At 45.3% G+C, this 20,115-nt stretch carries 16 protein-coding genes and 2 pseudogenes; 13 read left to right on the top strand and 5 right to left on the bottom strand.

The annotated features are described in order from the left end of the window. Window positions 1-6: 6 nt before the first annotated feature. Window positions 7-1,218 carry a 3-oxoadipyl-CoA thiolase gene (locus F995_RS11230; protein ID WP_004646962.1) on the top strand — a complete coding sequence of 404 codons (1,212 nt, stop codon included), beginning with the start codon at window positions 7-9 and terminating at the stop codon, window positions 1,216-1,218. A 120-nt stretch (window positions 1,219-1,338) separates the two neighbouring features. On the opposite strand, the gene F995_RS11225 is transcribed toward F995_RS11230, so the two are convergent. Beyond that, window positions 1,339-1,776 (bottom strand): PaaI family thioesterase, encoded by a 438-nt coding sequence (locus F995_RS11225; protein WP_004646960.1) that lies wholly within the window; start codon window positions 1,774-1,776, stop codon window positions 1,339-1,341. Window positions 1,777-1,886: 110 nt separating this feature from the next. Here F995_RS11225 and F995_RS11220 point away from each other — a divergent pair, with 110 nt between their 5' ends. The 8 genes from F995_RS11220 to F995_RS11185 all read left to right on the top strand — a co-directional run bounded on the left by F995_RS11220 (window position 1,887) and on the right by F995_RS11185 (window position 11,630). Next, window positions 1,887-2,642 carry a class II aldolase/adducin family protein gene (locus F995_RS11220; RefSeq protein WP_004646958.1) on the top strand — a complete coding sequence of 252 codons (756 nt, stop codon included), beginning with the start codon at window positions 1,887-1,889 and terminating at the stop codon, window positions 2,640-2,642. Next, the gene (locus F995_RS11215) at window positions 2,639-3,562 is read left to right on the top strand and encodes a 2-hydroxyacid dehydrogenase (protein WP_004646957.1); all 924 of its coding nucleotides are present in this window, start codon (window positions 2,639-2,641) and stop codon (window positions 3,560-3,562) included. The genes F995_RS11220 and F995_RS11215 overlap by 4 nt, the downstream gene beginning before the upstream one ends. Before the next feature lie 37 nt (window positions 3,563-3,599). Next, a complete protein-coding gene (locus F995_RS11210) occupies window positions 3,600-4,388 on the top strand; it encodes an enoyl-CoA hydratase-related protein (protein WP_004646956.1) in 789 nt (262 codons plus the stop codon). Between the two features lie 11 nt (window positions 4,389-4,399). Next, complete coding sequence (locus F995_RS11205; protein ID WP_004646954.1) at window positions 4,400-5,380, top strand: NAD(P)H-dependent flavin oxidoreductase; 981 nt, start codon at window positions 4,400-4,402, stop codon at window positions 5,378-5,380. Between the two features lie 210 nt (window positions 5,381-5,590). Continuing rightward, entirely contained in the window at window positions 5,591-7,393 is a 1,803-nt protein-coding gene (locus F995_RS11200; protein WP_004646953.1) for an acyl-CoA dehydrogenase C-terminal domain-containing protein, read from the top strand. A gap of 129 nt (window positions 7,394-7,522) precedes the next feature. After that, complete coding sequence (locus F995_RS11195) at window positions 7,523-8,362, top strand: alpha/beta fold hydrolase (RefSeq protein ID WP_004646952.1); 840 nt, start codon at window positions 7,523-7,525, stop codon at window positions 8,360-8,362. 12 nt (window positions 8,363-8,374) lie between these two features. After that, complete coding sequence (locus F995_RS11190) at window positions 8,375-9,871, top strand: flavin-containing monooxygenase (RefSeq protein WP_004646950.1); 1,497 nt, start codon at window positions 8,375-8,377, stop codon at window positions 9,869-9,871. A 76-nt stretch (window positions 9,872-9,947) separates the two neighbouring features. Next, entirely contained in the window at window positions 9,948-11,630 is a 1,683-nt protein-coding gene (locus F995_RS11185; protein WP_004646949.1) for an AMP-binding protein, read from the top strand. Window positions 11,631-11,700: 70 nt separating this feature from the next. Here the strand turns inward: F995_RS11185 and F995_RS11180 are convergent, their stop codons facing one another. Further along, window positions 11,701-12,924, bottom strand: coding sequence for a CaiB/BaiF CoA transferase family protein (locus F995_RS11180; protein ID WP_004646948.1), 1,224 nt, complete (start codon window positions 12,922-12,924; stop codon window positions 11,701-11,703). A gap of 358 nt (window positions 12,925-13,282) precedes the next feature. Here F995_RS11180 and F995_RS11175 point away from each other — a divergent pair, with 358 nt between their 5' ends. Next, window positions 13,283-14,554: an MFS transporter gene (locus F995_RS11175; protein ID WP_004646947.1), complete on the top strand. Its 1,272-nt coding sequence runs from the start codon at window positions 13,283-13,285 to the stop codon at window positions 14,552-14,554. A gap of 74 nt (window positions 14,555-14,628) precedes the next feature. Here F995_RS11175 and F995_RS16650 read toward each other — a convergent pair. Continuing rightward, window positions 14,629-14,790 (bottom strand): annotated as a pseudogene (locus F995_RS16650) (MarR family transcriptional regulator); the annotation flags it as partial. A gap of 2 nt (window positions 14,791-14,792) precedes the next feature. On the opposite strand from F995_RS16650, the pseudogene F995_RS11170 reads away from it, so the two are divergent. Continuing rightward, window positions 14,793-15,644, top strand: a pseudogene (locus F995_RS11170) (AMP-binding protein); the annotation flags it as partial. 110 nt (window positions 15,645-15,754) lie between these two features. Here F995_RS11170 and F995_RS11165 read toward each other — a convergent pair. Further along, window positions 15,755-16,450 carry a type 1 glutamine amidotransferase domain-containing protein gene (locus F995_RS11165; RefSeq protein WP_004646945.1) on the bottom strand — a complete coding sequence of 232 codons (696 nt, stop codon included), beginning with the start codon at window positions 16,448-16,450 and terminating at the stop codon, window positions 15,755-15,757. A 169-nt stretch (window positions 16,451-16,619) separates the two neighbouring features. Beyond that, the gene (locus tag F995_RS11160) at window positions 16,620-17,504 is read right to left on the bottom strand and encodes a LysR family transcriptional regulator (RefSeq protein WP_004646944.1); all 885 of its coding nucleotides are present in this window, start codon (window positions 17,502-17,504) and stop codon (window positions 16,620-16,622) included. A gap of 177 nt (window positions 17,505-17,681) precedes the next feature. On the opposite strand from F995_RS11160, the gene F995_RS11155 reads away from it, so the two are divergent. Continuing rightward, entirely contained in the window at window positions 17,682-19,211 is a 1,530-nt protein-coding gene (locus tag F995_RS11155; RefSeq protein WP_004646943.1) for a CoA-acylating methylmalonate-semialdehyde dehydrogenase, read from the top strand. Window positions 19,212-19,222: 11 nt separating this feature from the next. Next, on the top strand, window positions 19,223-20,113 hold the full coding sequence (mmsB, locus tag F995_RS11150) for a 3-hydroxyisobutyrate dehydrogenase (RefSeq protein WP_004646942.1): 891 nt from the start codon (window positions 19,223-19,225) through the stop codon (window positions 20,111-20,113). The last annotated feature ends 2 nt before the right edge of the window (window positions 20,114-20,115 follow it).

Raw genomic sequence — 20,115 nt, 5'->3', positions numbered from 1 at the left:
ACACTCATGTTAAATGCATATATTTATGATGGTTTACGTTCACCAATCGGTCGTCATGCAGGAAGTCTGGCAAGCGTACGTCCAGATGATCTGGCAGCGACCGTAATTAAAAACCTGCTGGAAAAAACCGGTATTCCGGCAGCAGATGTAGAAGATGTAATCTTTGGGAGTACCAATCAGGCCGGTGAAGACAGCCGTAATGTGGCACGTTTTGCAGCATTGTTAGCGGGTATGCCGGTAACAGTTCCGGGGCAGACGGTAAACCGCTTATGTGCATCAGGTCTCGGTGCTGTGATTGATTCGGCACGTGCCATCACTGCAGGCGAAGGCGAGTTGTACATTGCTGGTGGCGTAGAAAGTATGACCCGCGCGCCTTTTGTGATGGGCAAAGCAGAAAGTGCTTATTCACGTGATGCCAAAATTTATGACACCACGATTGGTACCCGTTTCCCGAACCGTAAATTTACGGATCAGTTTGGCGCGCACAGTATGCCTGAAACAGGTGATAACGTGGCTGAAGAATTCGGTATTAGCCGTGAACAGGCTGACACCTTTGCCGCTGCATCACAGGCAAAATATCAGGCAGCGAAAGAGGCAGGTTTCTTTGAAGGTGAAATTACCCCGATTGAAGTTTCTCAAGGACGCAAATTGCCGCCTAAACAAATTACTGAGGATGAGCATCCACGTGCATCTTCAACATTTGAAGCTTTATCCAAGTTAAAACCGCTATTTGAAGGTGGTGTAGTAACAGCGGGTAATGCATCAGGAATCAATGACGGCGCTGCAGCACTGATTATCGGCAGTGAAAAAGTTCAGGAACAGTATGGCTTAAAACCTTTGGCTCGTATCCTGTCTTCTGCAGCCGCTGGCATTGAGCCACGCATCATGGGTGCAGGCCCAATTGAAGCGATTAAAAAGGCAGTACAACGTGCTGGTTTGACGCTAGACGATATGGATATCATCGAGATTAATGAAGCCTTTGCCAGTCAGGTATTATCTTGCCTGAAAGGTCTGGATGTCGCTTTGGATGATCCGCGTGTTAATCCAAATGGTGGTGCGATTGCCATTGGTCATCCACTGGGCTGTTCGGGTGCGCGTTTGGCTTTAACCGTTGCACGTCAGTTACAGCGTACCGGTAAAAAATATGCCGTGATTAGTCTGTGTATCGGTCTGGGTCAAGGCTTGGCGATGGTGATTGAAAACCCTGAAGCTGCATAACAGCTTAAGTAATCGCCTTAATGCCATGTATATATGATATGCATGGCATTTTTTATTGGGATTTTTTTAAAAATAAAAAAATCCCTGCACATACAGGGATTGATTACATCAGTGTAATGATTACTTACGACCAGTGACTAATAATGTTGCCGACCCAAAGGCATAAACTTTACCTTCTTTATCGATAATTCTGCCTTCTGAGGTCAGTACATTGCGTCCTATCCGGATAACTTCACCAATAGCTGTATAGGTTTCGCCACTTTTCATCGCTTTCAGCATTTTTACATTCAGGTCAATGGTCGAGAAACTAATACCTGCATCTACTGTCGTATGCACGGCAGCGCCAGTGGCACTATCTAGAACCGTCGCACAAAAGCCGCCATGAATTCCACCCTGTAAATTGTAATGGCGCTGATCAGGACGCACCTCATATTCCACATAGTTTTCGCGCACCAAGGTCAGACGCATGGGAATAATTTCACTCATGGCTGAGCTGGGTATTTCCCCATTTTTAATTGCGGTAAGATATTCAAGTCCGTTTAATTGTGATGTGGGCATATCCACTCCTTGTAACGATTTATTTCGCTTTATGAAATAACATTCTGTTTTTCTGGAATTATGATATAACAGATAATGATCGAAATGCTATATTTTTCCAGGATGGAACGATGACAATAAAAAATCTCGTCACAGATGCCGAGTGGCAGGCACGTTGTGAACTCGCAGCGCTTTATCGCATTATCGCGCATTACCGGATGACGGACCTGATTGATACTCACATCAGTTTAAGAGTCCCTGATCAGCCTGACTGTTTTCTGATTAATCAGTATGGTATCGCTTTTGAAAAAATGTGTGCCTCAACGCTGGTCAAGATTAATCATGAAGGGCAAGTGGTAGAAAGCTATGAACAGGACAAGCCGGTGAATATGGCTGGCTTCGTCATCCACTCCGCAATTCATGAAGCACATGCTCATCTGAACTGTGTCATTCATACGCATACCGCAGATGGCATAGCAGTTTCTGCACAGAAACACGGACTTCTTCCCATTTCCCAGCATGCGCTGAAATTTTATCAGCAGGTGGCCTATCACGAATATGAAGGCGTGGCACTGTCAACAGATGAGCAGGAGCGCCTGATTCAGGACCTGGGCGGCCATCGCGCCATGATTTTACGCAATCACGGACTTTTAACGGCTGGCGAAACGATTGCACGGGCTTTTCATGAAATCTATTTTCTGGAACGTGCCTGTCAGGCGCAGGTGAAGGCCTTAAGTGGCGGTGCCGAACTGTATTATCCAGCAGAAGAAGTCCGAATTAAAACTGCCAAGCAGTTCGCAAGTCCTTTAGTTGAACCGATTTTACAGCGTGCCTGGCAGGCCGCTTTGTCTTTGATTGAGCATCAATATACGGAGTATGCATCATGATTGTGATATCCAGTACTGTGCCGAATATTGAAGCAATTCTGGTGAAGTCTTTTCAGAAATATGCACCTGCTGGCAGTTTCTGTACAGTGGACAGCCCGGAAGCTGAACAGGCGACCACTGTTGCTGCCTGGTTTCCAGATCTGGAAAAAGTGCAGCAGCTACCACAGCTTGGTCTGATTCATTCGATTGCTGCAGGGGTCGAACATTTAAATTTAAACGAGATTAGATCTGACCAGTCAGTCTGCCGGGTACTGGATCCACATCATCAAAAAGGCATGTTTGATTATCTGCTCTGGGGCGTGCTGTATTTCCAGCGTTATTTTGACCGCATGATCCAGCAGCAAAAGCAGCAGCTATGGAAACAGTATCGTCAAAGTTATAGCCATCATATCCAGATTGGGATTATGGGCCTTGGCCATATGGGTGGTTATGTGGCAAAACGTTTTGCCGACATGGGCTATCAGGTGTCTGGGTGGTCCAATTCCCCAAAAGAGATTGCTCAGGTGAAAAGCTATGTAGGATCAGAACAGCTTTACGAGTTTTTGGCTCAAAGCCAGATCCTGATTAATCTGCTACCACTCACGGAAGAAAATACCGGCATTCTTTCTGCTGAATTATTTCAGCAGTTGCCTGAACAGGCGGCATTAATTCATGTCGGAAGGGGGCAGCATTTAATTGAGCAGGATCTACTCAATGCACTGGATTCCGGCCAGTTACGTGGTGCAATTATCGACGTATTTGAACAGGAGCCATTAGCTGCTGAACATCCATTCTGGCAGCATGAAAAGATCGTAGTTACGCCACATGTCGCCTCACATGCACCCATGTCTGTGGTAGTGGAACAGATTCTGGAAAATGACCGACGCTTAAATCTCGGGCTGGATTTGTGCCATCAGGTAGATGTCAATAAAGGCTATTAATTGTAGGGATACAGGCAAAAAAATAAGGAAATTGATGATGTGGGAAACGATTCAAACTCAGGTTCAGCAAGGCGTCGCAACCTTAAGCTTTAACCGTCCGGATTCACTCAACAGTTTTAACCGGCAAATGCATGAGGAAGTGCAGCAGGTGCTGAAAAACTGGAATACAGATCCGGATATTCGAGTGATTGTGATTCGCGGCAAAGGCCGGGCGTTTTCAGCGGGACAGGATTTAAAAGAACGTGCTGGACAGCTCGGCAATGTGCCTTTGCCACCGCAAGGCTCGCTGGCCAAATACTATAATCCCTTGATTAATCTGATCCGCCAGAGTCCCAAACCGGTAATCGCAGCAGTGAATGGTGTGGCTGCTGGTGCAGGTGCCAATATCGCGCTGGCCTGTGATCTGGTCATTGCCAAGGAAAGTGCCCGATTTATTCAGGCTTTTTCTAAAATTGGCTTGATTCCTGATGCCGGTGGCACCTGGATGTTGCCACGTTTAATCGGTTATGCACGTGCCATGGCATTCACTTTTCTGGGGGAACCTGTACATGCCAAAGAGGCTGCTGAAATGGGCATGATCTGGAAAATGCTTCCAGATACAGAATTTGATGCTTATATCGACGACATTGCACAGCAATTAGCTCAACAGCCGACTTATGCGCTGGCTTTAACCAAACAGGCCTTGCAACGCAGTGCTGAAAATAACATGGACCAGCAACTGGAGCTGGAACAAAACCTGCAATATCTGGCTCTGAGCAGTCAGGACTATAAAGAAGGTGTCCAGGCTTTTGTCGAAAAACGCCCTGCACAATTTACCGGATGCTAAGGAGAGCATTTATGAAAATTCAGACCCGTATTACCGAGCTTTTAGGCATTCGCTATCCAATTATCCAGGGTGGCATGATGTGGGTCGGTACCGCAGAAATGGCCAGTGCCGTATCTAATGCAGGTGGCTTGGGAACATTAACGGCATTGACTCAACCGACGCCTGAAGCCTTGGTCAAGGAAATTGCACGCTGCCGAGAAATGACCGATCAGCCTTTTGCGGTCAATCTGACTTTATTGCCCGCTGTGAATCCGCCGCCATATGCAGAATACCGACAGGCGATCATTGAAAGCGGTATCAAAATCGTAGAAACAGCAGGCAACAAGCCACATGAACATATTGAGGCGTTTAAGCAACACGGCATTATTGTCATTCATAAATGTACTTCCGTCCGTCATGCGCTTTCAGCACAAAGAATCGGTGCGGATATCATTTCGATTGATGGTTTTGAATGTGCGGGCCATCCGGGTGAAGACGATATTCCTGGCCTGATTTTAATTCCTGCCGCTGCGGATCAGCTTACTGTGCCGATTGTGGCCAGTGGCGGTTTTGCTGATGGCCGTGGTCTGGTCGCAGCTTTGGCTTTAGGTGCTGAAGGCATCAATATGGGTACACGCTTTTGTGCCACTAAGGAAGCGCCGATCCATTCAAACATCAAACAGTTCTATGTCGATAATGATGAAAGGGCGACACATCTGCTGTATCGACAGTTCAGGAATACTACCCGTGTTGCCAAAAATGCGGTATCTGATCTTGTGGTGAAAATGAGTGAAGATCCAAACCTGCAATTTGAACAGATTCGTCCCTATGTCAGCGGTTTAAAAGGCAAGCTCGCTTTAGAAAATGGCGATATTGATGCTGGTGTACTGACTGCAGGTCAAGTGATGGGATTGATTCATGACATTCCGACTTGTCAGGCGCTGATCGAAAATATCATGCAGGAGGCAGAGCAGATTGTTCAGCAACGTTTAGCTCAATTTTTTCCACGTTAATCAACTTTAGTGAAGTCGCTGAATAGAAAAGCCATTCCACTATGAATGGCTTTTTTCATCCTGTATATTTTTTATTTTTAAATGAGAAATTTCATCGAATGACTAGATTTTATTCTTTAAATTATATTATAGTGGATTTAAAACATAATTTCGTATTATGAAATTAATTGTCATAAATATACAAATTAGAACTCATACAAGGGAATTACGATGAGAAATTATATTGCGCCATTAAAAGACATGAAGTTTGTCCTGAAAGACCTGTTAAACGTTGAACAGAAATATCAGGGCTATGCAAAATTCGCTGACAAGGTTTCTATGGATATTATGGAGCAATATCTGGAAGTCGCTGCGGACTTTTGCCAAAACGAACTTCTACCGATTAATGCGACAGGCGACCAGCAGGGTTGCCGTTTGCAGGATGGCGTCGTAACCACCCCGGATGGGTTTAAAGCAGCTTATGACAAATATGTAGAACTCGGCTTTACCTCATTAACTGGTGACGAAGCATATGGCGGTCAGGGCTTCCCGACCTTATACCGTATTGCCATTTCTGAAATTATTACCGCAACGAACTGGTCTTGGGGCATGTACCCAGGCCTGTCCCATGGTGCCATGCGTACTTTAGAGCACCACGGTAGCGATGAACAGAAACAGAAGTTTCTGGTACCTTTAATTGCAGGCCGCTGGACTGGAACCATGTGCTTGACTGAATCTCATGCCGGTTCTGACCTAGGTTTAATCCGTACCAAAGCAGTGCCAAATGAAGACGGCAGCTATAGCATCAGTGGCGAGAAAATCTTTATCTCAGCCGGTGAACATGATCTGGCTGAAAATATCGTGCATATCGTATTGGCACGTTTGCCAGATGCACCTGCGGGAACCAAAGGTATTTCGCTGTTTATTGTGCCGAAATACAATCTGGATGAAGCTGGTAATGTGGCTTCCCGTAATGGCGTGGTATGTAGCGCTCTTGAACACAAGATGGGCATTCACGGTAACGCGACCTGTGTGCTGAATTTTGATAATGCCAAAGGTTTCCTGATTGGGCCTGAAAATCGCGGCCTAAACTGCATGTTTACCTTTATGAACTCGGCACGTATCGGTACAGCCATTCAAGGCTTGGCAGCAGCAGAGTCTTCTTACCAGGGGGCATTGGCTTATGCCAAAGACCGTCTGGCGATGCGTTCACTTGAAGGTGCGAAAGCGCCAGACCAGCCTGCAGATCCGATTATCGTGCATCCGGCTGTACGTAACATGCTGCTGACTCAAAAGGTGTTTGCAGAAGGTTCACGTGCACTTGCATATTATCTGGCGACCTATGCCGATATCGCTGAAGCCACTGACAGCCCGGAAGAAAAGAAAGCAGCTGAAGACCGTCTGGCATTATTAACGCCAATTGCCAAAGCATTAATGACTGAAACCGGCATAGAAGCAGCTAAACATGGTATGCAGATTTTCGGTGGTCACGGTTATATTGCTGAACATGGCATGGAACAGATTGCCCGTGATGCACGTATTGCCAGCCTCTATGAAGGAACTACTGAAATTCAGTCCATTGACTTGCTGGCGCGTAAAGTGCTGGGCTCAAAATTGGGTCTGTTGACCGCATTAACCGAGGAAATTCAAGGCTTTGTAAAAGAACATCAACAACATGCCCAGTTTAGCCAGCAAGTTGCACAAGTCAGCCAGTTGACTGAACAATGGCTGGAATTAACCAGAACCATTCAGGAGCAGGCTCAGCAGTCTGCCAATGAAATTGGGGCAGCATCAGTTGACTACCTATATTTCTCTGGTTATGTCGTGTCCGCTTATCTGTGGCTGAAAATGGCAATTACTGCGCAGCAGAAAATTGAAGAAGGTAATACTGATCCGTTCTATGCAGCCAAGATCAAAACTGCACAATTCTTCTTTGCACGTATTTTGCCAAGAACTTCAACCCACTTTGCCAATATTCAGGCAGGTGGTGAAAGCCTGTTTTTACTTGAACCTGAAGAGTTCAAATTCGATTAAACCTTTTGACCCACGATACTCGTGTCGTGGGTCTTTTTTTAATAATTTTTGCATCCTAACCTCATTCAAATATTGAGAGTTATTCTTCGGTATTGAATAAACCATAAAATAACAAGATCAGGAGTCTATATGGATTTAGACATGATTACTCAACAGTGTCCTTATGCTGATCTGCAGCTTACTTTTCATGAAGTCGGACAGCGTTCTGCATTTCCCACCATTATTCTGATTCATGGCACCGGTGGAAATACCGACAAGCATTTCAGTTATATTTTTCCGATGCTGGGTATTCATCAACGGGTTTTATCCATTGATTTACATACCCCCGATAAAGCTGATCTAAAGGTGACCGATTTTAGCCAACAAGTTGAAGCACTGATTCAGCATGTGGTTGCAGAAGATGAAACCATTACAGTGGTCGGCTATTCACTCGGTGCAGTGATTGCTGCACAAGTAGCAGCCAGTTTAAAACAGCGCGTAGCGCGTTTGATCCTGTTAGCCGGTTGGGCCAAAACTAGCTCGGTGCAACAACTGCGTACCGTTATCTGGCAACAGTTATTTACTGAACAATCTGCGGCCTTGCCTCATTTTGTCAATTATTGCCTGTATAGCGATGATTATCTGTCTGCACGAAGCGAACAGCAGGTGCTGGATCTGGCACGCTTTGTTAAACCATCCCAAGATGCAGCCAAACAGCGTGAACTGAATTATCGCATTGATATTACATCAGCTTTATCTGACATCTGTGCAGAGACTCTAGTCGTTGCCTGTCGTGAAGACCGCATGGTGCCTGTAGCGCAAGCTAAACTGCTGTTTGCTTCAATTTCGAACAGTCGCTATATCGAAATTTCTTCAGGACATGCGCTCTATGTCGAAGCGCCAGCCGAAGTGGTGCAACTGGTAAACCAGTTTAGCCAGCATCCAGAACAATATCCGGTGAATCAAAAAATCCAGCCTTATATGCCTTAAAGGAGATAAATAATGCAAGCTAAAGGACAGCGCAGCAAGATTCTAATTGTAGGCAGCGGTTTTGGTGGTTTGGGAATGGCAATCCGCCTTAAACAGCAGGGCATCCACGATTTTAAAATCATTGAACGTGCAGCAGAAGTGGGCGGTACTTGGCGTGACAATACCTATCCCGGAGTCGCCTGTGATGTACCTTCCCATTTATATTCTTTCTCGTTTATTAAAAATCCCAACTGGTCGCGTGTCTTTCCACAAGGGGTAGAAATTCAGCGCTATTTAATTCAATGCTGTGATCAGGAAAATATCCGGCCCCATATTAATTTTCATACCCAACTGGAAAAGGCCAGCTGGAATGCACGAGAACGCATCTGGGAAATTCACACCTCTATAGGTCTGTATCAGGCTGAGATTTTAATTACCGCAACCGGGCATCTGGCAGATGAGCATCTCCCGAAAATTCCGGGGCTGGAAGAATTTGAAGGCCAAGTGATGCATTCCGCGCGCTGGAACCACGAGCTGAATCTGGAAAATCAACATGTCGTTGTGGTGGGTTCTGGTGCTTCTGCCATCCAGCTTGTGCCGGAAATTTCCAAAACAGCCAAAAGCCTGACCGTCTTACAACGTAGTGCGCCATATATTTTGCCCCGACCAGACCGACCTTATTCTGAATCAGAAAAACAGCTTTTCCGCAAAGATCCGGACAGTATGTCAGCACTTAGACACTCGTTGTTCTGGGGCAATGAATACAATTTTGTCCAGCGCCGTAATCTGAAAAGCCAGATTGAGCGGGTCAAGAAAAACTGCCTGCAATTCTTAAAACATCAGATTTCAGATACTGAATTACAGCTCAAACTTACGCCGAATTATGAACCTGGTTGTAAGCGCTTATTGCTTTCTAATGATTATTATCCGACTTTTCTAAAACCAAATATCACACTTGAAGACTCAGCATTGGCAGAAGTTACGAAAGACGGTGTATTAAGCCAGGCGGGAAATAAATTTTCTGCAGATATCATCGTATTTGCGACAGGATTTGAAGCGGCGCGTCCACCCTATGCCGCAAAGGTAGTCGGTAAACAGGGTTTAAGTCTGGAACAGCAATGGTCCAGAGGTATGCAGGGTTATCAGTCAACGACCGTACACAACTTTCCAAACCTGTTTATCCTGAATGGGCCAAATACAGGCAGTGGGCATAATTCAGCGCTTTATTTTCTGGAAACCCAGTTTGATCTGATTCTAGATGCCTTGCAATTCTTTGAACAACAAAAAATTCAGGTCTTTGAAGCAGATCAAGAAGCTGAAAATAGCTATATGCAGGAGCTACAGCAACTTTCCCAAGGTAGTGTCTGGTTATCGGAAAGCTGTAAAAGCTGGTATCTGGACCCGGTCAGTCGCAAGCTGACTTTGGTCTGGCCGGATTATGCTCATTCATTTAGGGATAAAAATCAGCATTTTATTCGTAGCGGTTATCACTACGAGTATGTTGAATCGAGACAGCAGAAAGTGGTTTAAAAATATTTGATTAGAATCAAAATTTTATAGTTTAAATAATACAAAATAAATGTAAATCCAGGACAGGAGTATAGTCATGAGCAGTCAGCCATGGATGGAAGAATATAAAAAGTGGAATATCAATCCGGAGTTTACCCGGCCAGATCCTGAGAAAACCCTGAGCACGACAATTGCTGAGAATTTGGTGAAATTTCAGGATAAAACCGCATTTATCTATCTGGATCGCAAATTCAGCTATCAAGATGTCGATATGTATAGTCAGAAACTGGCAAGCTATTTACAGAGTCTTGGACTGACTGCTGGCAGCCGTATTGCAGTGATGTTGCCAAATATTATTCAGTATCCAATTGCGACCTTCGCCATTATTCGTGCCGGTTATGTGCTGGTCAATGTCAATCCCATGTACACCCAGCGCGAGCTCTATCATCAGCTACAGGATTCAGGTGCTAAAGCCTTGATTATCCTGGGACAGACTTTGGAGCAATTAACAGCACTAGATGAATGTCCTCAACTCAAATATGTCATTTCGACGCATCCGCTGGATTTTATTCAAGAGCAGCCAAGTGCTGTTTATAGTCAGGCAGCACAATATCCGGATAAACAGTTTTCTGACTTTAGACAGGCAATAAATCAGGTAAAGATTATTGATTTTGAACCGCCTGTACAACATCAGGAAGATACGGTCATTCTGCAATACACGGGAGGTACCACAGGTGTTTCTAAAGGCGCAGAACTGAGCCATCGCAATATTCTATTTAATATCGCCCAGAACAGTACCGTGTTTATCAGCCATTTTGGTGACCGCTATGCCGCTGAAAATGAATATGTATTCTGTGCCTTGCCACTGTATCACATTTATGGATTTACCATCTGCCTGTTCAGTTATGGTTTAAGCCGTGGTTTTGCCAATGTCTTGATTCCAAATCCGAGAGATCTGGATGCTTTGGCGGATCAATACCAGAAATATCCACCGACCGTTTTTCCGGGTGTGAATACCATGTTTAATGCCTTGGCGCATCATTCACGTTTTCGTGAACTGGATCATTCAAGCCTGAAAACTACAACCGGCGGGGGAGCATCGATTTTAAAAAGTACAGCAGAGTTATGGCATGAGGTCACAGGCTGCCAGATTTATGAAGGTTATGGGCTTTCTGAAACCTCACCGACTGCAACTTTTAACCCGCCTTTAAGCCGGCGATTTAGTGGCACGATTGGCTTGCCATTGGCAGGGACTGAAATTCTGATTCTGAATGACGAAGGCAAACCTGTAGAGTTTAATCAAGCTGGAGAAATCGCCATACGTGGTCCACAGGTGATGAAAGGATACTGGCAGCAACCGGAAGCAACAGCACATGTATTTACCAAAGATGGATTTTTTCTGACAGGTGATATCGGTTGTATGGATGAGCAGGGCTATATCACCATTCTGGACCGCAAAAAAGACATGATTTTGGTGTCCGGTTTTAACGTCTATCCGAATGAGCTGGAAGGCGTACTGTCCAAACATCCTAAAATATTGGAATGTGCGGTGATTGGTATTGATGATGAAAAATCTGGACAGGTACCAAAGGCATTTATTGTGAAACAGGATGAAACTCTGAGCCAAGATGAAGTCATGATTTATCTGAAGCAGCAACTGACCAGTTATAAACTGCCCAAATATATTGAGTTTGTGTCTGGATTGCCCAAGTCCGCAGTTGGCAAAATTCTGCGTCGTGAACTGCCTCGTACTGTTCAGCCGAGTGCAAAAGCCTGCTAAGGAATGATCTAATCCATTATCTTTAAAATAAAAAAGGAATCTAAAGATTCCTTTTTTACTGCTTGCAGGCTTATCGCTGCTGGATGACTTTTTTGCTTTTCAGTTCTTCCATTTCAGCAGAACTTAAATATTGACTCAAAATGGCATCGGTATCTTCACCCAGACAAGGTGGGGCCTTTTTATATTCTACCGGTGTCTTGGAGAGTTTAATCGGTGAACCGATTGAGGTGTAATCTTCACGTAAGGTATGCGGCATCTGAATCACCATATCGCGTGCCAATACCTGTTCTTCTTGCAAAGTCTGTTTCAGGTCATTGATCATTCCTACTGGTACTTTAACCGCATGAATCAGATCCACCCAGGTTTTTGCCGGTCGAGTATAGAAATGAGCCTGTAGAACTGTGGTCAGTTCTTCACGATGTGTAATACGTCCAGAATTTTTCAGGAAGCGAGGATCTTCTGCCACCTTAGTCAAACCAACGGCCTGACACAAAGCTTGAAATTGCAGATCGTTGCCACAGGCAATAATAAATTCACCTTCCTGGGCTTTAAACACCTGATAGGGCACAATATTGGCATGTGCATTTCCGAAGCGACCGGGTACTTTGCCTGAGGTGAGATAATTCATGGCCAGAACAGAGAGGGAAGCAACCTGAGTATCTAACAGTGCCATATCAATATACTGACCTTCACCGGTTTTCTCACGGGACAACAAAGCCGCCTGAATGGCAATTGCGGCATACAAGCCGGTGGTCAAATCTGCAAAGGCCAGACCTGCTTTTTGCGGGCCACCACCGGGCAGATCGTCACGTTCGCCAGTGACACTCATCATGCCACCCATTCCCTGAACGATAAAATCATAACCCGGCTCTTGCGCACGCGGACCGTTCTGGCCAAAACCGGTAATGGAACAATATACCAGTCGCGGATTTAGCTGACTCAGACTTTCATAATCCAGCCCATATCGTTTCAACGAACCGGCTTTATAGTTTTCAATGACTACATCGCTTTGTTCAGCAAGTTTTTTGATAATACTTTGGCCTTCAGGTGTAGATAAATCGATTGCAACCGAGTGCTTGCCACGGTTGGCTGACAGGTAATAAGCTGATTCATGGGTATCTTGCTGCTGATTGTTTTTAAGCCAGGGTGGTCCCCAGATACGGGTATCATCCCCATGATCCGGTTTTTCAATCTTGATCACTTCTGCACCCAGATCAGCCAGAATCTGGCTACACCAGGGCCCAGCCAAAATCCGGCTTAAATCCAGTACACGAAATCCTGTTAAGGCACCCATTATTACGCTCCCTGTTCGATCTTATTCAAATGACATATCGTTCTTATCCCTCTTTTTAAAGCTATATGAAAATGAAAGAACAATCAACTTTATGATAATAAATTTCGTATAACAAAATAAAACATCTAAAATAATTGAATATTCATCTTATTTTCTTTAGCCTGATGCAAATATAAGCATGAACGAGGAACAAGAGGTAATTGATAAAAAGGAAAAAGGGATCTCCCAGACAGGATTAAAAAAGGAGTCAATCAGGTGAATTAAAAACGGATTAGCCTTAAAGCATATTCACTAGCGGAATAGCTTTAAATATAAAAAGATCATGAAAACCTAAGGATAGGGAAACAGAGATTTAAATATGACGGATTTAGCTAGAGAATTAGAAAAGATTAAACCTACGACCAAACGAACCCAGCAAATTGCTTTTATTTTCGCCTTTCTGGCTTTACTGGTAGATGGCGCGGACATGTTGCTGTTGTCTTTCAGTTTAAATAGCCTGAAAGCAGAGTTTGGTCTCAGTAATCTGCAGGCTGGTACACTAGGCAGTTTTACCTTGGCAGGTATGGCGATTGGTGGCTTTATAGGGGGCTGGGCCTGTGACCGTCTGGGCCGTGTACGTACCGTAGTCATTTCGATTCTGGTATTTTCCATATTGACCGCAGCCTTAGGCTTTGCACAGAACTTTGAACAATTTGCTGTTTTACGCTTCCTTTCTGCCTTTGGCATAGGCTCTTTATATATTGCAGCCAATACGCTCATGGCTGAATATGTTCCAACTGAATATCGCACCACGGTTTTAGGTACCTTACAGGCAGGATGGACCGTCGGTTATATTGTGGCCACGGTACTGGCAGGATGGATCATTCCGGAATATGGCTGGCGAACCCTGTTTTTTATTGCCATTATTCCCTCGGTTATGGCGATTTTTATCCAGAAACTGGTTCCTGAGCCAGAATCCTGGCAGCGTGCACGTTTGCAGCGTCTATATGCCCCAGCTGAAATCACAGCACAGCAGCCTGCCAAAAAAAGCACAGTCAAAGAGATTTTCGCGGATCCTGCGAATCGCAGAATGTTTATTTTGTGGATCTTTACGGCCGGTTTTCTGCAATTTGGCTACTATGGCGTAAACAACTGGATGCCGGCATATCTGGAATCTGAATTGCACATGAATTTTAAATCCATGGCCGGCTATATGATTGGTACTTATGTGGCGATGATTTTCGGAAAAATTCTGGCGGGCTTTGCTGCAGACCGTCTGGGTAGACGCGCTGTCTTTTCGTTTGGAGCAATTGGAACGGCGATTTTCCTGCCCGTGATTGTGCTGTTCAACACCCCCGATAATATTGCCTATCTGCTGATTTTCTTCGGCTTTCTCTATGGTATTCCGTATGCGATTAATGCCACATATATGACTGAAAGCTTTGCGACGTCAATCCGCGGTACAGCAGTCGGTGGTGCCTATAATGCAGGGCGTATTGGGGCCATGTTTGCGCCTGCGATTATTGGCGCAGCAGCCAGTGGTGGTTCAATTGGCTTGGGCTTCCTGATTATGGGCGGTGCCTATTTCTTGTGTGGTGCAGTGTCCGGGATCTTTATCAAAGATCGTCAATACGATCCACAAAAGGCATAATTTCAATTTATAAAAAAGAGCCTGAATTCAGGCTCTTTTTTATATTCTTCAATTAAAGCTATATTTCTATTTGTTTATTCCTGATCCGTTTCTTTATGCAGATGAATACTTTTTAAACCATCATTTACTTTATTGAGCAGATGAATTAGGGTAACCACATCATCAAAAGCCAGCTTATTTAAGGCCTGACCATAAAAATCAAAGAAATCAGCTTGCAAGTTGTCCCATGTTTCCAAGCTGGGATGTAGCCAAAGCAGTGGATCTAATTCATCAGCATCAGGTGAATTTCACCATGGCCTCGACCCCATTGCTGAATGACCTGTCCAATACCGTGGCGGAACAGCATGACAAGGTTGATTCACTAAAAATTTTCCTGTGTGCTGGTGCACCCATTCCGGGGCCATTGGTACAAAAAGCCCGGGAAATTCTGGGCGTTAAAGTCATATCCGCTTGGGGTATGACCGAATGTGGTGCAGTGACGCTGACCCGACCTGAAGATGAGGATGAACACTCTTTCAATACGGATGGCATCGCTTTACCTGGTGTTGAAATCAAGATCGTGAATAAAAAAGGTCAGACCAAAGCCGTGAATGAATCCGGGCGTTTGATGATCCGCACCTGTTCAAATTTTGGCGGTTATTTAAAACGTCCACATTTGAATGATACGGATGCCGAAGGCTGGTTTGATACTGGCGATATTGCCTATCAGGACGAGCATGGCTATATTCGGATTTGCGGACGTAAGAAGGATGTGATTATTCGTGGTGGAGAAAATATTCCGGTCGCGGAAATTGAATCACTACTTTATAAGCATCCGAATATCGCCACAGTAGCTTTAGTGGCTTATGCAGATGAGCGAATGGGCGAGCGTTCTTGTGCAATCATCAAGCTGAAAGATCAGACAAAGCCGTTAAGTTTTAATGAGCTGGTAGATTTCCTGAAAACTCATAATCTGGCTATGCAGTATCTTCCGGAACGCCTGGAAATCTGGGAGGATATTCCGATGACCCCATCGGGAAAAATCCAGAAGTTTAAACTCAGAGAATTACTGGCTCAGCATATTGCCTCAACGGCAGTTGAAGCGAACTAAATCTGGGAATAAATAGATAAATTAAACCCTGAATAATCTTGCATCATTCAGGGTTTTTCTTATTCAAAAAGAAGCGATCTAAAAGGTTAATACGAATTTTAGATTAACTTCTACTTTAATAATTTTAATAATTTTAATAATTTTAATAAAGCTTCAGCCGTTGCAGCAGAAGAGGCGGGGTTTTGTCCAGTAATGAGCAGACCATCTTGTTGCACGTATACCTGCCAGTCCTCAGTTTTGGAATATTTCCCACCTTTTTCTTTCAGCATGTCTTCCACTAGAAATGGGACAACATCGGTTAGGCCTACGCCGTCTTCTTCGGTATTAGTAAAACCGGTGACTGTCTTGCCTTCTACAATCGAATGACCTTCGGCATCTTTGACTTCACGAAGTACACCCGGTGCATGACAGACCAGCGCAACAGGTTTATCTGCCTGTAAAGTCTGCTCAATTAAAGAAATAGAATTCTGGTCTTTGGCTAGATCCCATAATGGACCGTGACCACCCGGATAGAACACGGCATCAAAATCCTGATTTAAGACTTCACTCAACTTATGTGTATTGGCAAGAGCCTGCATGGCCACTTCATCTGCTTCAAAGCGTTTGGTGGTTTCGGTTTGCGCATCCGGCTCATTACTTTTCGGATCTAGCGGTGGCTGACCACCTGCAGGAGATGCCAAAACTACCTCTGCGCCTGCATCAACAAAGGTGTAATAGGGTGCAGCCAGTTCTTCCAGCCAGAAGCCGGTTTTTTTGCCAGTATCACCCAGCTGGTCATGTGAAGTCAGTACCATCAAGATTTTCATATTATTTTCCTGTCTCTGGTTTAAACATCGTGAATAATCGACTGTTAATTTAACAAGCCACAGAGGTCAGCAGTGTTGTGATACGTTCATTTGCTGTATCGATACGTTGTTAATTCAGTTGATTTAACTTAAAGAGGGACTCTATATACAGCACAGTTGTATTTAATATTCATCTGCCCATTAACAGATCTTGCTGAAGATCAGCCTGCTTGCGCAGGAAATCCCAGACCAGTTTTATTTTTGGTTCATGTTGAAGATCGACTAGCGTCAGCATCCAGAAAGTATGGGTAAAACTGACCTGATCGCCCAAAACCTCTTTGAGTTCGCTTTTATCATTGACCAGGAATTTCGGTAAAATAGCCAGTCCAGCACCTGCACGCACGGCAATTTCCTGCGCCAGAATGCTGTTACTGCGAAAACAGGCACTGACCTGCAAGGGAAGACGCTCTAGCGAATATAGTGCAGTGCTATAGACCAGATCATCAATATAATCGACAAAACGGTGCTGCTGGAGGTCTTCCAGTTTTTTAATTTCCGGATTTTGCTGTAAATAATGCTGGCTGCCATACAGTTTTAGGCAGTAATTAGACAAACGAGTAATGATATACGGACCAGATTTGGGCCGGTCAATCGCGATCACAATATCGGCTTCTCGATGTGAAAGTTTGATCGCCTTCGGCACCGGAATCAGGTCAATGGTCAACAAAGGATAATGTTGGGAAAACTCTGCCAAAAGACGGGCTAAAAATGCCGTGCCAAAGCCTTCTGGCGCGCCAATCCGAACCCGACCTTGCAAAGGGTCGTGGCGCTTGTCAATCTGGATAAAGGACTGTTCCATCTGTTCGACACGTGGCACCAGTGCCAGACCTTCCGAGGTCAGTTCATAACCGGTGGCTTCGCGCTTAAACAATTGCGTACCTAAAGTACTTTCCAAAGCCTGAATCCGCCGCGCTACGGTGCTATGTTCAACCCCAATCAAGCGTGCTGCATTGGTGAGCGTTTTAGCACGTGCTAAAACCAGAAAAAAACGTAAATGATCCCAATCTACTTTCATTTTCTATTTAACATCCTGTTAAATTACTGTGCATATTTGCACAATCATCGTGCACCAATTTCTATTGGTGGTCAAAGTGTTCTTTGTTAGTCTGCTGAAACAGCGTAAAAATTATACGTTAAATAAAAGCCAGTAAAGGCAGATACAACGACAATAACAAACCAGCACGGAGCGACCATGAACGCCATTTCTCATCCACAGCAAAGTACCGGATTCACCACCGCAAAACTTCTCATTAATGGTGAATTTGTCGAATCAAAAACCAGCCATTGGCAAGATATTATCAATCCTGCCACTCAGGAAGTTCTGGGTAAGGTGCCATTTGCTACTGCTGAAGAAGTCAATGCTGCGATTGCGGCTGCGCAAAATGCCTTTGCCAGCTGGCGCCAGATCCCGATTCAGGCCCGTATGCGAATCATGCTGAAACTGCAGGATCTGATTCGTACCAATTTAAAAAGTATTGCCCAAGTCTTAACGGCGGAACAGGGCAAAACCCTAGCCGATGCCGAAGGTGATATCCAGCGCGGCCTAGAAGTGGTGGAGCATGCCTGTTCAGTGGGTTCATTACAAATGGGTGAGTATATTGAGGGTGTGGCACGCGGTGTCGATACCTATACCTTGCAGCAACCATTGGGTGTCTGTGCAGGAATTACCCCGTTTAACTTTCCGGCGATGATTCCACTATGGATGTTCCCGATGGCGATTGTCTGCGGCAACACCTTTGTCTTAAAGCCTTCGGAACAGGATCCACTATCAACCATGATGCTGGTTGAACTGGCGATTCAGGCAGGTGTGCCGGCAGGCGTACTGAATGTGGTCCATGGCGGCAAAGAAGTGGTCGATCTACTGTGTACTCATCGTGACATTAAAGCCATCTCTTTTGTCGGTTCAACCGCGGTCGGTACGCATGTCTATAACCTCGCAGGCCAGCATGGCAAACGTGTGCAGTCGATGATGGGCGCCAAAAACCATGTGGTGGTGATGCCGGATGCCAATAAAGAACAAACCCTAAATGCGTTGGTCGGTGCAGCTTTTGGTGCAGCAGGACAGCGTTGTATGGCACTTTCCGTGGCGGTGATGGTCGGTGAGACCAAGCACTGGGTCGATGAACTGGTCAATAAAACCAAAACCTTAAAGGTGAATGCCGGGCATGAACCGAATACCGATGTTGGACCGGTGATTTCAACCCGTGCCAAAGCGCGTGTCATTGATTTAATTAACAGTGGCGTTGAACAAGGCGCCGAACTGCTACTCGATGGCCGTGATGTACAGGTTCCGGGCTATGAAAAAGGCAATTTTGTCGGGCCAACGATTTTTAATCAGGTTACGACCGATATGCGCATTTATAAAGAAGAAGTGTTTGGCCCGGTACTGGCGATCATGCATGTCGATACTTTAGAGCAGGCCATTGAGCTGATTAATGCCAATCCCTTTGGTAATGGCGTGGGACTGTTCACCCAGAATGGCAATACGGCACGTACCTTCCAGAACCAGATTGATATCGGTCAGGTGGGCATCAACATTCCAATTCCTGTCCCTGTGCCTTTCTTCAGTTTTACCGGTTCACGCGGTTCAAAACTGGGTGATCTAGGTCCTTATGGCAAACAGGCGGTGCAGTTCTATACCCAGACCAAAACCATTACCAGCCGCTGGTTTGAAGATGACCAGGAAACCACTGGTGTCAATACCACAATCAGTCTGCGTTAAGGAGCATCAGAATGAAGATTGCATTTATTGGTTTAGGCAACATGGGCGGTTCCATGGCGCAAAACCTGCTCAAGTCGGGTCATCAAGTTTTTGGTTATGACTTAAGTGCAGTGGCTTTACAGCATTTTGCACAAGCGGGCGGTATCGTCTGCGACAGTCCACAAGCTGCCGCGAAGCAGGCGGAGATCGTGGTCAGCATGTTGCCCGCCGCCAAGCATGTGCGTGAAGTCTATTTAGGTGAACACGGTATTCTGGAGGTGCTTCAAGCAGGCAGCTTATGTATCGACAGCAGCACCATTGATCCACAAACCATTCAGGAGGTTGCTGCAGCAGCGCAAGCCAAGCAGATTCGCGTCTGTGATGCACCAGTATCCGGTGGTACTTTAGGTGCAAAAGATGGCACTTTAACCTTCATGGTCGGTGCAAATGATGCCACCTTTGAGGCCGTCAAACCGGTTCTTGGCTGTATGGGTAAAAATCTGGTGCATTGTGGTGCGGTGGGAACAGGACAGGTTGCAAAAATCTGTAATAACCTGATTCTGGGGATTTCCATGACTGCGGTGGCAGAAGGGATGGCACTCGGTGCCAAACTGGGCATTGATCCACAGGCCTTGGCTGGCGTGATTAACAGTTCCACCGGACGCTGCTGGAGTTCGGAAATTTATAATCCGTGGCCCGATATTTGTGTCAATGCGCCGTCATCGCGGGGTTATACCGACGGTTTTGCCGCACAACTGATGCTCAAAGATTTGGGCTTGGCCGTGGATGCTGCGCAACAGGTGGATCAGCCGGTGGTTCTGGGCAGCATGGTACAAAAACTCTATCAACAACTGTGTCAGGAAGGCGATGCCCATCTGGACTTTTCCAGCATCATGCATCAATACACTACGCCACCTGCTTAAAA

Origin of the sequence: Acinetobacter sp. CIP A162, from assembly GCF_000367905.1 — a bacterium.
In the GTDB taxonomy this organism is placed as follows: domain Bacteria; phylum Pseudomonadota; class Gammaproteobacteria; order Pseudomonadales; family Moraxellaceae; genus Acinetobacter; species Acinetobacter lwoffii.
This window is presented reverse-complemented; position numbering and strand designations above follow the sequence as displayed.